The sequence below is a fragment of the Streptomyces sp. NPDC002232 genome (assembly GCF_042890295.1).
In the GTDB taxonomy this organism is placed as follows: Bacteria; Actinomycetota; Actinomycetes; order Streptomycetales; family Streptomycetaceae; genus Streptomyces.
Map to the genome: position 1 here is coordinate 16,668 of NZ_JBIARV010000008.1, position 13,894 is coordinate 30,561.

At 71.1% G+C, this 13,894-nt stretch carries 13 protein-coding genes; 6 read left to right on the forward strand and 7 right to left on the reverse strand.

Annotation, left to right across the window (positions count from 1 at the left end; translation table 11 throughout):
• The first annotated feature begins 92 nt into the window (after positions 1 to 92).
• Positions 93 to 1,097, forward strand: a complete 1,005-nt coding sequence (hemB, locus tag ACFYXU_RS33935) for a porphobilinogen synthase (RefSeq protein WP_376516598.1) — start codon at positions 93 to 95, stop codon at positions 1,095 to 1,097.
• 101 nt (positions 1,098 to 1,198) lie between these two features.
• The gene (locus tag ACFYXU_RS33940) at positions 1,199 to 1,468 is read left to right on the forward strand and encodes a DUF1876 domain-containing protein (RefSeq protein ID WP_361395026.1); all 270 of its coding nucleotides are present in this window, start codon (positions 1,199 to 1,201) and stop codon (positions 1,466 to 1,468) included.
• A gap of 58 nt (positions 1,469 to 1,526) precedes the next feature.
• On the opposite strand, the gene argS is transcribed toward ACFYXU_RS33940, so the two are convergent.
• Positions 1,527 to 3,323 carry an arginine--tRNA ligase gene (gene argS / locus ACFYXU_RS33945; RefSeq protein WP_389461471.1) on the reverse strand — a complete coding sequence of 599 codons (1,797 nt, stop codon included), beginning with the start codon at positions 3,321 to 3,323 and terminating at the stop codon, positions 1,527 to 1,529.
• A gap of 173 nt (positions 3,324 to 3,496) precedes the next feature.
• Here argS and lysS point away from each other — a divergent pair, with 173 nt between their 5' ends.
• Positions 3,497 to 5,221: a lysine--tRNA ligase gene (lysS, locus tag ACFYXU_RS33950; protein WP_376516601.1), complete on the forward strand. Its 1,725-nt coding sequence runs from the start codon at positions 3,497 to 3,499 to the stop codon at positions 5,219 to 5,221.
• Positions 5,222 to 5,293: 72 nt separating this feature from the next.
• On the opposite strand, the gene ACFYXU_RS33955 is transcribed toward lysS, so the two are convergent.
• The 3 genes from ACFYXU_RS33955 to ACFYXU_RS33965 form a co-directional block, all read right to left on the reverse strand.
• Positions 5,294 to 6,604: a DUF2637 domain-containing protein gene (locus tag ACFYXU_RS33955; protein ID WP_389461474.1), complete on the reverse strand. Its 1,311-nt coding sequence runs from the start codon at positions 6,602 to 6,604 to the stop codon at positions 5,294 to 5,296.
• A 120-nt stretch (positions 6,605 to 6,724) separates the two neighbouring features.
• Positions 6,725 to 7,468 carry a DUF3558 domain-containing protein gene (locus ACFYXU_RS33960; RefSeq protein WP_389408895.1) on the reverse strand — a complete coding sequence of 248 codons (744 nt, stop codon included), beginning with the start codon at positions 7,466 to 7,468 and terminating at the stop codon, positions 6,725 to 6,727.
• An 81-nt stretch (positions 7,469 to 7,549) separates the two neighbouring features.
• The gene (locus ACFYXU_RS33965) at positions 7,550 to 8,476 is read right to left on the reverse strand and encodes a DUF3558 domain-containing protein (RefSeq protein ID WP_389461476.1); all 927 of its coding nucleotides are present in this window, start codon (positions 8,474 to 8,476) and stop codon (positions 7,550 to 7,552) included.
• Between the two features lie 173 nt (positions 8,477 to 8,649).
• Between ACFYXU_RS33965 and ACFYXU_RS33970 the strand changes: the two genes are divergently transcribed.
• Positions 8,650 to 9,843: an RtcB family protein gene (locus tag ACFYXU_RS33970; protein ID WP_389408893.1), complete on the forward strand. Its 1,194-nt coding sequence runs from the start codon at positions 8,650 to 8,652 to the stop codon at positions 9,841 to 9,843.
• Between the two features lie 168 nt (positions 9,844 to 10,011).
• Here ACFYXU_RS33970 and ACFYXU_RS33975 read toward each other — a convergent pair whose 3' ends face one another.
• Both ACFYXU_RS33975 and ACFYXU_RS33980 read right to left on the reverse strand, forming a co-directional pair.
• Positions 10,012 to 10,776, reverse strand: coding sequence for an SDR family NAD(P)-dependent oxidoreductase (locus tag ACFYXU_RS33975; RefSeq protein ID WP_376511744.1), 765 nt, complete (start codon positions 10,774 to 10,776; stop codon positions 10,012 to 10,014).
• Positions 10,777 to 10,841: 65 nt separating this feature from the next.
• Positions 10,842 to 11,177: a YnfA family protein gene (locus tag ACFYXU_RS33980; RefSeq protein WP_329857914.1), complete on the reverse strand. Its 336-nt coding sequence runs from the start codon at positions 11,175 to 11,177 to the stop codon at positions 10,842 to 10,844.
• Between the two features lie 75 nt (positions 11,178 to 11,252).
• Here ACFYXU_RS33980 and ACFYXU_RS33985 point away from each other — a divergent pair, with 75 nt between their 5' ends.
• Positions 11,253 to 11,738, forward strand: coding sequence for a hypothetical protein (locus ACFYXU_RS33985; protein WP_329857913.1), 486 nt, complete (start codon positions 11,253 to 11,255; stop codon positions 11,736 to 11,738).
• A 22-nt stretch (positions 11,739 to 11,760) separates the two neighbouring features.
• Here ACFYXU_RS33985 and ACFYXU_RS33990 read toward each other — a convergent pair whose 3' ends face one another.
• Positions 11,761 to 13,176, reverse strand: a complete 1,416-nt coding sequence (locus ACFYXU_RS33990; RefSeq protein ID WP_389461478.1) for an FAD-dependent oxidoreductase — start codon at positions 13,174 to 13,176, stop codon at positions 11,761 to 11,763.
• Between the two features lie 114 nt (positions 13,177 to 13,290).
• On the opposite strand from ACFYXU_RS33990, the gene ACFYXU_RS33995 reads away from it, so the two are divergent.
• Positions 13,291 to 13,851, forward strand: coding sequence for a TetR family transcriptional regulator (locus tag ACFYXU_RS33995; RefSeq protein WP_389408892.1), 561 nt, complete (start codon positions 13,291 to 13,293; stop codon positions 13,849 to 13,851).
• Positions 13,852 to 13,894 lie beyond the last annotated feature (43 nt).

Consider the following 13,894-nt stretch of genomic DNA (forward strand, 5'->3'; position numbering starts at 1 on the left):
TGAGGAGCGGGCGCCCGTGTGGGTCCGGCGGTGGGGCGTATGCCCACAACGTGTCTGTAAGGGCATCGTGCACGCGGGCGTAGCCTCGGAATATGAACTCGTACGGATCCTTTCCCGGGGCCCGCCCGCGGCGGCTGCGGACGACACCTGCCATGCGCCGGATGGTGGCCGAGACCCGCCTGCATCCCGCCGACCTGATCCTGCCCGCGTTCGTGCGCGAGGGGATCAGCGAGCCCGTGCCGATCCAGGCCATGCCCGGCGTCGTCCAGCACACCCGCGACACGCTCCGGAAGGCCGCCGTGGAGGCGCTGGAGGCCGGGGTCTCCGGGATCATGCTCTTCGGCGTCCCCGAGGACGCCAAGAAGGACGCCGCCGGAACGGCCGGGACCGACCCCGACGGGATCCTTCAGCTCGCGATCCGCGACGTGAGGGCCGAGGTCGGCGACGACCTCGTCATCATGTCCGACCTGTGCCTCGACGAGTTCACCGACCACGGCCACTGCGGCGTCCTGGACGCCGAGGGCCGCGTCGACAACGACGCCACGCTGGAACGTTACGCCGAGATGGCCCAGGTCCAGGCCGACGCCGGCGTCCACGTCGTCGGCCCCTCCGGGATGATGGACGGCCAGGTCGGGGTCGTCCGGGACGCCCTGGACACCATCGGCAAGGAGGACGTGTCGATCCTCGCGTACACCGCGAAGTACTCCTCCGCCTTCTACGGCCCCTTCCGCGAGGCCGTCGGCTCCTCCCTCAAGGGCGACCGCAAGACCTATCAGCAGGACCCCGCCAACCTCCGCGAGTCCCTCCGCGAGCTGGCGCTCGACCTGGAGGAGGGCGCCGACATGGTGATGGTCAAGCCCGCCGGGCCCTACCTCGACGTGCTCGCCCAGGTCGCCGCCGCGGTCGACGTGCCCGTCGCCGCCTACCAGATCAGCGGCGAGTACTCGATGGTCGAGGCCGCCGCCGAGAAGGGCTGGATCGACCGCGACAAGGCGATCATGGAGACCCTCACCGGCATCCGCCGCGCCGGCGCCGGAATGATCCTCACCTACTGGGCCACCGAGGCCGCGCGGAACCTGTCCGTCGGCCGCGGCTAGGCCCACCACGAGGACCGCGCCGGGGCGAGTGGTGGGGCCGCACCGTACGGCGCACCCTGGAGAAGTACCCGACAGGTACCTCGGTGGAGGTGGTCCTCATGATGAACACGCTGGTCGGATGGCATGTCGAGATGGAGTTCCAGGAAGACGGCGACCGGACGCGGGCCGCGGCCATGGTCCGGCTCACCGACGGCACCGAGTTCCGCGCCCACGGCACCGCGAACCGGCATCCCTCCGATCCGGACCAGCTGCGCGTGGGCGAGGAGATCGCCGGAGCGCGCGCCCTGATGGACCTCGCCTCGCAGCTGTTGCAGAAGGCCCACAAGGAGATCGACGAGGTCTCCGGCCGTACCTCGCACGGCATCCGCTGACACGACGAAGCCCCCGGCACGGAAAAGGTCCGCACCGGGGGCTCTCGCCTACGAGGCCTCAGAGACGCTCGGGCGTCCGGATCCCCAGCAGGGCAATGCCCTGGTGGAGCGTGCGGCCCGCGAGGTCGCACAGGAACAGCCGGTTCTCCGCGATGTCCTGCGCCGGCGCCGGCTTGATGACCGGGCACTGGTCGTAGAACGTCGTGAACAGCGAGGCCAGCTGGTACAGGTACGCGGTGAGCTTGTGCGGCGCGTACTCGGCGGCGGCGTCGGCCACCGTCTCCGCGAAGCTGTCCAGGTGCAGACCGAGCGCCCGCTCCGCCGGGGCGAGCTCCAGCTCCGGGTGCGCGACGGGCGTGCGGTCCCCCGCGTTGCCGAAGATCGACCGGATACGCGCGTACGCGTACTGCAGGTACACCGACGTGTCACCGTTCAGCGACACCATCTGGTCCAGGTCGAACTTGTAGTCGCGCGCCGCGGACGTCGACAGGTCGGCGTACTTCACCGCACCGATGCCGACGTACTGGCCGTTCTCGACGATCTCCGTCTCGGACAGGAGCGCCTTCCCGGTCTTCTGCTGGTAACCGTCCGCCTTCTCGCGGACGACGGCCGTCGCCCGGTCGACGGCCTCGTCCAGCAGATCCACCAGCCGCACCGTCTCGCCCTCACGGGTCTTGAACGGCTTGCCGTCCTTGCCCAGGACCGTGCCGAAGGCCAGCTGAACGGCCTTCACCTCGTCGTTCAGCCAGCCCGCCCGGCGGGCCGTCTCGAAGACCATCTTGAAGTGCAGCGACTGACGGGCGTCCACCACGTACAGCAGGGACGTCGCCTTCAGGTTCCGCACCCGGTCACGGATCGCCGACAGGTCCGTCGCCGCGTAGCCGAAGCCGCCGTCGGACTTCTGCACGATCAGCGGCGTCGGGTTGCCGTCCGGGCCCTTCACATCGTCGAAGAACACGCACAGCGCACCCTCGGAACGGACCGCGACGCCCGACTCCTCCAGGATCCGGCAGGTCTCCACCAGCATGTCGTTGTACCCGGACTCGCCGACCACGTCGCCGTCCCGGATGTCCATGTCCAGCTTGTCGAAGACCGAGTAGAAGTAGATCTTCGACTCGTCGACGAACCGCTGCCACAGCGCCAGCGTCTCCTCGTCCCCCGCCTGGAGGTCCACGACCCGGGCACGCGCCCGCGTCTTGAACTCCTCGTCCGAGTCGAAGAGCGCGCGCGAGGCCTTGTAGAGCCGGTTCAGGTTCGACATGGCCTCCTCGCCGGAGACCTCCGCGCCGTCCTCGGCCTTGTGGTCCAGCTCGTGCGGGTGCTCGATCAGGTACTGGATGAGCATGCCGAACTGGGTGCCCCAGTCGCCGATGTGGTGGCGGCGGACCACGCTCTCACCGGTGAACTCCAGGATCTCGACCATCGCGGCGCCGATCACGGCGGAGCGCAGGTGCCCGACGTGCATCTCCTTCGCCACGTTCGGCTGCGCGTAGTCGATGACCGTCGTGCCGGCCGACTCGTTGAACGGCACCCCGAGCCTGGCGTCGGCGGCGCGGGCCGCGAGGGTCCGCACGATCGCCGCGTCCGTCACCGTGATGTTCAGGAAGCCGGGGCCCGAGACCTCGATCTCCTTCAGGACGTCATTGGCCGGAATCGCCTCGACGACCTTCGTCGCCAGCTCACGCGGATTGCCCTTGAGCCGCTTCGCCAGTGCCAGGATCCCGTTGGCCTGGAAGTCGGCCCGGTCGCTTCGTCGCAGCAGCGGGTCGGCGGACGCGGCGTCCGGCAGAGCCGCCGAGAGGCCGTCCGCGAGGCGCTGCTGCACGGTAGAAGCGAGGGAAGGGACCGAGGCCATGAGCTTCCGTTCCTGTTGAGTCCGTCAGGTCTGAATCGCCTGTCAAGTGTCCCACGGGAGCGCAACGAGATTTCCCCGCCTGTGGACAACCTCAAAGGGCGTCGTTCCGTCTGGGAGAATGGTTGTCGCAGGGCCGTCAGGCAGAACCACCCAGGAAGAAGGATGTACCGACCGTGGCTCAGAGCAGCACCGAGACCGACTGGGTCTCCCGTTTCGCGGACGAGGTCATCGCCGAGTCGGAGCGACGTGCGCCTGGCAAACCGGTCGTCGTCGCCTCCGGCCTCTCCCCGTCCGGCCCGATCCACCTCGGCAACCTCCGCGAGGTCATGACCCCGCACCTGGTCGCCGACGAGATCCGCCGCCGCGGACACCAGGTCAGGCACCTCATCTCGTGGGACGACTACGACCGCTACCGCAAGGTGCCCGGCGGCATCGAGGGCATCGACGCGTCCTGGGCCGACCACATCGGCAAGCCCCTGACCTCCGTCCCCGCCCCGGCCGGATCGCCCCACCCGAACTGGGCCGAGCACTTCAAGGCCGCCATGGTCGAGTCGCTCGCCGAGCTCGGCGTCGAGTACGACCCGATCAGCCAGACCGAGCAGTACACCGCCGGCGCCTACCGCGAGCAGATCCTGCACGCGATGAAGCACCGCGGCGACATCGACGCCATCCTCGACCAGTACCGGACGAAGAAGGCCCCGAAGAAGCAGTCCCAGAAGCCCCTCGACGAGGCCGAGCTGGAGGCCGAGGAAGGCTCCGGCGCCGCCGCCGAGGACGACGGCTCCGGCGGCACCTCGGGCTACTTCCCGTACAAGCCCTACTGCGGGCAGTGCGAGAAGGACCTGACCACCGTCACCTCCTACGACGACGAGACCACCGAGCTCGCCTACACCTGCACGAACTGCGGCTTCGCCGAGACCGTCAAGCTCAGCGAGTTCAACCGCGGCAAGTTGGTGTGGAAGGTCGACTGGCCCATGCGCTGGGCCTACGAGGGCGTCATCTTCGAGCCCTCCGGCGTCGACCACTCCTCGCCCGGCTCCTCCTTCGTCGTCGGCGGCCAGATCGTCCGCGACATCTTCGACGGCGTCCAGCCCATCGGCCCCATGTACGCCTTCGTCGGCATCAGCGGCATGGCCAAGATGTCCTCCTCCCGCGGCGGCGTGCCCACCGCGGCCGACGCGCTGAAGATCATGGAAGCCCCGCTGCTGCGCTGGCTGTACGCCCGCCGCAAGCCGAACCAGTCCTTCAAGATCGCCTTCGACCAGGAGATCCAGCGGCTCTACGACGAGTGGGACAAGCTGGAGGCCAAGGTCGCCGACGGCACCGTCCTGCCCGCCGACGCCGCCGCCCACTCCCGCGCCGCCCGCACCGCCGCCGGCGAGCTGCCGCGCACCCCGCGCCCCCTGCCGTACCGCACCCTGGCCTCGGTCATGGACATCACGGCCGGACACGACGAGCAGACCCTCCGGATCCTCACCGAACTCGACCCCGAGAACCCGGTGACCTCCCTCGACGAGGTCCGCCCGCGCCTGGACCGCGCCGAGAGCTGGATCACCAACCAGGTCCCGGCCGACCAGCGCACCATCGTCCGCGCGGAGCCCGACACCGAGCTCCTCGGCTCCCTGGACGACGAGGGCCGCGAGTCACTCCGCCTCCTCCTGGAGGGCCTCGACACCCACTGGTCGCTCGACGGACTCACCACCCTCGTCTACGGCGTCCCCAAGCTCATGGCCGGCCTCGACGCCGAAGCCAAGCCCACCCCGGAGCTGAAGCTCGCCCAGCGCGCCTTCTTCGCCCTCCTCTACAAGCTCCTCGTCAGCCGCGAGACCGGCCCCCGCCTGCCCACGCTCCTCCTCGCCGTCGGCGCGGACCGCGTGCGCAAGCTCCTCGGCGCCTGACCCGCCACGCCGGCGACAGAGGGGCCGCCACCCGGATCCGGGTGGCGGCCCCTCTCGTCTCCTGCCGGGCCCCTACGGGGTGTCCACGTCGGCCCGCGCCTGCTGCACCCGCTCCTGCGCCCCCGGCACCGTCTGCCGCAGCAGCTCGATCTCGGACGGCGGGAACTCGGGAAGCCCGTACTGCTCGGCCACGAGCCGCGCCAGCTCGGCCTCCTCGGGAAAACGCTCGTGCTCCAGCACGTACGAACCCATGACCTTGTAGACGACGTCCTCGAACTCGTCCGCCCGAGGCTCCGGCCGCTCCACGTACTCCGGGTACTCCACGAACTCCTCCGGACCCGCCGGAGGAACGTCCTCGGGACCCTGCGGCACCGGAACCGGCATGGGCTCCAGGCCCTCCACGATCTGAGGGTTGTAACTGCCCTCGTACGACTCCGAGGACACCTGCGAGGCGTCGAACCAGTGACTCTCGTGATTCACCGGCCCCGTCGGAGCAGCCGGAGCAGTCGGAGCGGCCTGACCCGCAGCGCCCGCCGGACCCTGCGCCTGAGACGGCACCGGGCCCTGCGCCTGGGACTGCTCCTGCTCCTGAGGCTGCGGCGGCACCTGAGCCGCTACCTGCTGGGGCAGCGCCGCCTGCTGGACCTGCGCCAACGCCACCGCCTGCGCACCCGACTCCGCCGGAAGCACTGCCGGCTCGATCCCCGCCGCCGCCAGGCCCGCCGCCGCCGTCTCCGCCAGCGGCACCCCGTAGCGCGCGAGACGCAGCGGCATCAGCGCCTCCACCGGCGCCTTCCGCCGCCAGCCGCGCCCGAAGCGCGCCTGCAACCGCGCCTGGTAGATCAGCCGCTCCTGCTCCAGCTTGATGACCTGCTCGTACGACCGCAGCTCCCACAGCTTCATCCGCCGCCACAACCGGAACGTCGGCACCGGCGAGAGCAGCCAGCGGGTGATCCGGACGCCCTCCATGTGCTTGTCCGCCGTGATGTCCGCGATCCGCCCCACCGCGTGCCGCGCGGCCTCCACGGCCACCACGAACAGCACCGGGATCACCGCGTGCATGCCCACACCCAGCGGATCGGGCCACGCCGCCGCGCCGTTGAACGCGATCGTCGCCGCCGTCAGCACCCACGCCGTCTGCCGCAGCAGCGGGAACGGAATCCGCAGCCACGTCAGCAGCAGGTCGAGCGCGAGCAGCACACAGATGCCCGCGTCGATGCCGATCGGGAAGAAGTACGAGAAGGTGCCGAAGCCCTTCTGCAGGGCGAGCTCGCGCACGGCGGCGTACGAACCCGCGAAACCGATCCCCGCGATGATCAGCGCACCGCCGATGACGAGGCCGATCAGTATTCGGTGTGTGCGTGTCAGCTGCATCGCGGCCACCCGCGATCCCCTCCCGTCATTGGACATCCGGCGCGCACAGAGTGGCACACGCGCACGGAGCCCGGCCCTCGGGGGAGGGACGGGCTCCGCGCGAAAGTGCCACTCCGTGCTGGTTTGTGACTACTTGTTGGCTGCCGCGACTGACGCGACAGCCTCCTTGACCGCCTTCACCGCACCGTCCGTCACCGTCTTCTCCGACGGCGTCTCGGCCCCCGCGTAACCGGCACCGTTGTACGACAGCAGCACCAGCACGTTCCCCGTACGCGCCACGATCGACGTGTACACGAAGTCCTCGTCCGTCTTGCGCAGCTGGTACGTGACCGTCTTCGCCTCGTCGCCGATGCCCGCGGACGAAACCGTCTTCAGCTTCTTCGCACCCGGCGTCTGCTCGATCTTGGCGAGCTCCTTCGCCAGGTTCTCGTGCGCGCGGTCCTGACCGCTGCCGAGCGCCGCGTCGGAGTCGTACCGGTAGAAGGACACGTCCAGCCACCGGTACTGCGAGCCCTTCACGCCCTTGTCCTCAAGACCGTTCCACGAGCAGCCGCCCCGGCTGGTCAGATCGCTCGACGCGGCGGGCGTGCCGTTCTTCGTCTTCGCCTTGGGCACCAGCGCCGCCGTCGTCTTCGCCGAGACCGACTTGCACACCTCGGGCAGCTTCGCGAACCTCGGCGGATCGACCGTCTTCGTCGTCTGCGACGGCGAAGGCGTCACGGACGCCGACGCGGACGTCTTGTCCTGCCCCTGCCCCGCCGCCTTCCCGGAGTCGCCGGAGTCCGAGGAGCAGCCCGCGGCGACGAGCATCACCGGGACGGCGGCGCAGGCGAGTATGCGGGTGAGTCGCGTTCGCGGAGCTGATCGCTGCATGGTTCCTTCAGTCGCTGGTCGGCCGGGAGTACGCCGACACGTTACGTGGTCGCCGTCCGCTCACGGAGCGGATGCGGACCGCTACTCCTCCAGCCGCTCGGCGAGCCGCCGGGCCAGATTCCGGGCCTTTTCCTGCAGTTCCGCGCTGTCGGGGGCATCGACGGCACCCGCCGTCTGCTCCCGGTAGGACACCGTCACGATCACGTTCGATGTGCGGAACACCACGCTCACGGCACGCTGATGACCGTCCGCGCCGACCGTGCTGAGCACGTCGTCGAGGTACGCGATGTCCCCGAGGCCCGTCAGGACGCGCGGTTCCAGACCCGTCGTGGCGGGGGTCGGGGTGGTGGTGGCGGACGGAGCTCCGGACGCCGGGGACCTGTCCGCGACCGGGGACGTCGCGGCCGGCGAACCGGTGGCGGACGGCGTCCCCGAGGGAGCCCCCGACGGTGTCCCCGCGGAACTGCCGGAAGGGGTGCCCGACGGGGTGCCCGAGGGGGTGCCCGACGGGGTGGGCGGGGCCGTGGGTGCCAGCGGGATGCCCGCCGCGAGCTGCTTGCGGACGTACACCTCCTGCGCCCGGTCGTCGTCGCTGACGGCCGCGTCGTACGACACGACCCGCTCGATGTCGAGGGAGACCCAGTGCGAGGCCTCGGGGGTCTCGGCCCGCCACGTGCAGCCGACGCGCCGGTCGGTGTCGTACGTGACGGCCGCGACGCCCCGGTACGCCTTGTCGCGCTCCGCGTCGGGGAGGTCGGCGGCGCCCGGGAGGAGGTCCTTGAGGGTGGCCTGCGGGACGGCGCCGCAGGGCTCGAAGAGGGTGCGGTAGCGCCCGGGCGGTGCGACGGCGACGGCCGGGCCGGCCTTGGCGTCGACCGCGACGCCGTCGGCGGGGGCGCCGCCGGAGCAGGCGGTGAGCCCGGCGCCCAGGCCGAGGCCGAGCGCGAGGGCGACGGCGGTACGAACGGTGGACCCGGTGCGACCGGGTACGTACCTCTTTCGCTGCACGTCCCAGGCTCCCTTCACCTGAAGTCATTCCCGAAAACTGTTTGCCGCGCGAACCCGGCCGATGGACACAATGTCTATCGCACACGCAGCCGTTGATGCCGGTCCGCTGTCACCTGTACGGGCTTTGGCTCCGGTTTTTGCGTTATCAGACTTTTCGGGGGAATTGAGGGAGTATGTCGTACGTAGAGGTGCCGGGCGCGAAAGTGCCGATCAGGATGTGGGCCGACCCCGCCTCGGTGGAGGACGGCGCCATGCGGCAGCTGCACAACGTGGCGACGCTGCCGTGGATCAAGGGCCTGGCCGTGATGCCGGACGTGCACTACGGCAAGGGCGCGACGGTCGGTTCGGTGATCGCGATGCAGGGGGCGGTCTGTCCGGCGGCGGTCGGCGTGGACATCGGCTGCGGGATGTCGGCCGTGAAGACGTCCCTGACGGCGAACGACCTGCCGGGTGACCTGTCCCGACTGCGCTCCAAGATCGAGCAGGCGATCCCGGTCGGCCGGGGCCTGCATCGCGAGGCGGTGAACCCGAAGCGGCTGTTCCAGTTCCCGACGGCGGGCTGGGAGGACTTCTGGTCGCGGTTCGACGGGGTGGCGGAATCAGTCAAGTTCCGTCGCGAACGAGCGGGCCAGCAGATGGGAACGCTCGGGCAGGGCAACCATTTTGTGGAGCTTTGCGTTGATGTGTCTGGTTCGGTGTGGCTCATGCTGCACTCCGGGTCCCGGAACATCGGCAAGGAGCTGGCCGAGTACCACATCGGCGAGGCGCAGAAGCTGCCGCACAACCAGGGGCTCGTCGACCGTGACCTGGCGGTGTTCGTCGCGGACACGCCGCAGATGGCCGCCTACCGCCACGACCTCTTCTGGGCGCAGGAGTACGCCAAGTACAACCGCGCGATCATGATGGCGCTCTTCCAGGAGGTCGTCCGGCGGGAGTTCCGCAAGGCCCGGGTGACCTTCGAGCCGGTGATCTCCTGCCACCACAACTACGTGGCGGAGGAGCGGTACGAGGGCATGGACATGCTGGTTACGCGGAAGGGCGCGATCCGGGCCGGCTCCGGGGAGTTCGGGATCATCCCGGGCTCGATGGGCACGGGTTCGTACATCGTGAAGGGCCTCGGGAACGTGGCGTCCTTCAACTCCGCCTCGCACGGCGCCGGCCGGAGGATGAGCCGGAGCGAGGCCAAGAGGCGCTTCTCGGCGAAGGACCTGGAGGACCAGACGCGGGGTGTGGAGTGCCGCAAGGACTCCGGCGTCGTGGACGAGATTCCGGGCGCCTACAAGCCGATCGAGAAGGTGATCGACCAGCAGCGGGACCTGGTGGAGGTCGTCGCCAAGCTGAAGCAGCTCATCTGCGTGAAGGGCTGAGGAGCCCACCGGAACGGGGTGCCGCCGGCGCGGCACCCCGTCGTCGGTTCCCGTAGGCGTACGCGGGGATCTCCAGGTTCATGAACGTGGGCGCGAGGGTGCCGACGCCAAGCAGCGCGGGCGCGTGAGGGTCCTGTCCGGGTGGTCCAGCTGGTTCACCCGGACGCGTCACAGCTCGCGGTGGACCTTGGTGTTGGAGGCCTGGGCGCGGGGGCGGACGACCAGGAGGTCGATGTTGACGTGCGGGGGGCGGGTGCAGGCCCAGGTGATCGTGTCGGCGACGTCGTCGGCCGTGAGGGGTTCGGCCACTCCGGCGTAGACCTTGGCCGCCTTCTCCGCGTCGCCGCGGAAGCGGGTCGTGGCGAACTCGTCCGTCTTCACCATGCCGGGGGCGATCTCGATGACCCGGACCGGGGTGCCGACGATCTCCAGGCGGAGGGTCTCGGCCAGGACGCGGGCGCCGTTCTTGGCGGCCACGTAGCCGCCGCCGCCCTCGTACGTGGAGTGGCCCGCGGTGGAGGAGAGGACGACCACCGTGCCGTCGCCGCTCGCGGTGAGGGCGGGGAGCAGGGCCTGGGTGACGTGGAGGGTGCCGAGGACGTTGACCTCGTACATCCGGCGCCAGTCCTCGGGGTCGCCGGTGGCGACGGGGTCGGCTCCGAGGGCGCCGCCGGCGTTGTTGACGAGGACGGCGAGGCTGCGGAAGGCGGTGGCGAACTCGTCGACGGCGGTGCGGTCGGTGACGTCGAGGGCGTAGGCGGTGGCCTGGTGGCCGGCTTCGTTGATCTCGGCGGCGAGGGCCTCGATGCGGTCCTTGCGGCGGGCGGTGAGGACCACGCGGTAGCCGGCGGCGGCCAGTTGCCGGGCGGTGGCGGCGCCGATGCCGCTGCTGGCTCCGGTGATGACGGCGATGGGGGTGCCGGCGGCTGTCATGACGTGCTCCTCGCGCGTGTGGTCGATTGCGGGTCGATCGCCCGGTCAGGATAGGCGGGGTGGGGTCAGCGGCCGCGCGGGGCGTACATGATCACGGCCATGCCGGCGAGGCAGACGAGGGCGCCGGTGACGTCCCAGCGGTCGGGGCGGTAGCCGTCGGCGGCCATGCCCCAGGCGAGGGAGCCGGCGACGAAGACTCCGCCGTAGGCGGCGAGGACGCGGCCGAACTCGGCGTCGGGCTGGAGGGTGGCGACGAAGCCGTAGACGCCGAGGGCGAGGACTCCGGCGCCGATCCAGATCCAGCCGCGGTGCTCGCGGACGCCTTGCCAGACGAGCCAGGCGCCGCCGATCTCGAAGAGGGCGGCGAGGACGAACAGGGCGATGGAGCGGGCGATCGGCATGGGGGCAGCCTGCCATGGGACACGCGGGCCGACGGCTTGTCAGAAGATGTGATGAGTTGTGGTTATTTTGTGCCCATGCGTGGATTGCGGAAGGGTGTGCTCGGGGTCGCTCTCGCGGCCGTGGTCGTGACCGGTACGGGTGGGAGCGCGGCCGCCGGGGCGGGTGCGCCGGCCGGGGCCGAGGCGGATCTGTCCCACCACGGGCATGTCTCGCTGTGGGACGGGAGGGTCGGCGTCTGGCTGGTCAGCGAGAACCACGGGCCTTCCGACGTCTCCCAGGCCACGGTCCGGCTGGCCTTCTCCGTGCCGATGGCGGGCGGCCCGGAGCTGCCGCCGTCCTGTCTGTGGAGCAGTGACCGGGTGGTGTCCTGCCGGACGGGCGCGCTCCGGGCCGTGGGCGGTGCGGGTGAGCTGGCGCTCGATCTGCGGACGGCGGCCTTCCCGGAGGAGATGACGGTCGAGGTGACCACGGCCTGGCGGGACGGCGCGGCCGACCCGGATCCGCTGAACGACCGGCACCGGGTGCTGGTGCTCGCCACGGGGGATCCGTACGTCTTCTGAGCCCGGCTGCCGGGCCCGGCGGTCAGGGGCGCGCCCACTGGACGTATCCGTCGGGGCGGACCAGGACCGCCGCCTTCTTCGCCGGGTCCGTCCAGGTGGCCCGGACGAGGTGCTTCGGGCCGACGGGGGCTGAGGCCGGGAGGGCCGGGGCGGCTCCCGCCGGGGCGATGAGGACGAACTCGCCCCGGCGGAGCAGTTCGTGGAGCCGTCCCTCGCGCAGGGGGACGTCGGGGGCGCGGCGGCCGGAGGGGCGGCCGGTGCCCGGGGCGGGGGCGTAGGAGATGCCGATGCCGCTGATCATGCCGAGGGCGCGGTCGGAGGCGGGCCGGGCGGCGCTCAGGAGGCGGGCGGCGAGGGAGCGGGCCGCGCGGGTGAGGGGGGTGTGGGCCATCGCGAGGCGGACGATGGCGCCGCTGCTGCGGAGGACCATCGCGCCGACGGGGTGGCGCTCGGACTGGTAGCTGTCGAGGAGGGCCTCGGGGTCGGGGGCCTCACCGCGGAGCACGGCGGTGAGCTTCCAGGAGAGGTTGGCGGCGTCCTGGAGTCCGGTGTTCATGCCCTGGCCGCCGGCGGGGGAGTGGACGTGGGCGGCGTCCCCGGCGAGGAAGGCCCGGCCGACGCGGTAGGCGGGGGCCTGGCGCTCGTCGCTGTGGAAGCGGGAGATCCAGCGGGGGTCGTGCATGCCGTGGTCGGTGCCGAGGGCGCGGCGGGCGATCGCGCGGACCTCGTCGAGGTCGACGGGCTCGGTGTCGGCGACCTGGCGGGTGCGGGTCCAGCCCATGACGCGGTACCAGCCGTCGCCGAAGGGGGCGAGGAAGGCGAAGGTGTCTCCGGTGCCGTTGACGCTGAAGGAGTCGGTGGGTTCCTCGGTGAGGCGCACGTCGGCGAGGACGATCGAGCGGATGACGGAGCGGCCGGGGAACGGCAGGCCGAGGGCGGTGCGGACGGAGCTGCGGACGCCGTCCGTGCCGACCAGGTAGCGGGCGCGGAGGGTACGGGGGGTGCCGTCGGGGTCGGTGAGCTGCGCGGTGACGCCGTCGGTGTCCTGGTGGAGTCCGGTCAGCTCGGTGCCGTGGCGGAAGGTGGCGCCCGCGGCGGCGGCCCGGCGCTCCAGGAGGCGCTCGACCTCGTACTGCGGGGTGACGAGCAGGTGGTTGAAGCGGGTGGGCAGCCGGGTCATGTCCAGGTCGAGGCGGCCGAAGAGCCGGGCCGTGGTGAGGGTGGTGCCGGTGGTGAGGAGTTCCTCGGCGAGGCCCCGGGCGTCGAGCTGCTCCAGGGTGCGGGCGTGGACGCCGAAGGCGCGGGTCAGGTTGCCGAGGCCGGCCGGGCGGCGCTCGACGAGGGTGACGTCGATGCCGGCGGTGGCGAGGTCTCCGGCGAGGAGGAGGCCGGTGGGGCCCGCTCCGACGACGAGTACGTCCGTGTCCGTGGTGCTCATGGCTGCCTCCGGGATGCCCACGATCGTTTGCCAACAGGTGTTGGTCAACGCTTGTTGGCAACGGTAGGGCGGCCCGAATGGCGTGTCAACACCCGTTGGCCTACAGTTGTTGACATGACGACCGTCCGCCGCTCCGACGCCACCCGGGCCGCCATCCTGGAGGCCGCCCGCGAGCGCTTCGCCTCCGACGGGTACGAGCGCGCCACCATCCGGGCCATCGCCCGCGACGCGGGGATCGACCCGTCGATGGTGATGCGCTACTACGGCAACAAGGAGGGGCTCTTCGCCGCCGCCTCCGAGGTCGAGATCGGCCTGCCCGAACTGGGCGCCCTGCCCGCGCGGCACGTCGGGGCCGTCCTCGTCACCCACTTCCTGGAGCGCTGGGAGCGCGACGAGGTCCTCACCGCGATGCTCCGGGTGGGCGTGACGAACGAGGCCGGGGCCGCGCGCATGCGGGAGATCTTCACCCGGCAGCTCGGCCCGGTCACCCGGGGCGTCTGCCCCGATCCGGAGGACGCCCCGCGCCGGGCCGGGCTCGTCGCCTCCCAGATCCTCGGCATGGCGCTGACCCGATACGTGCTGCGGCTGCCGCCGGTGGCCGAGATGTCCACCGAGGAGGTCGTGGCCTGGCTGGCTCCGACCGTGCAGCGCTATCTGACCGCCGAGGCGCCGTGAGCGCGGGCCCGCACGACCCCTGACCCGGCGGTGCCTGGACCGT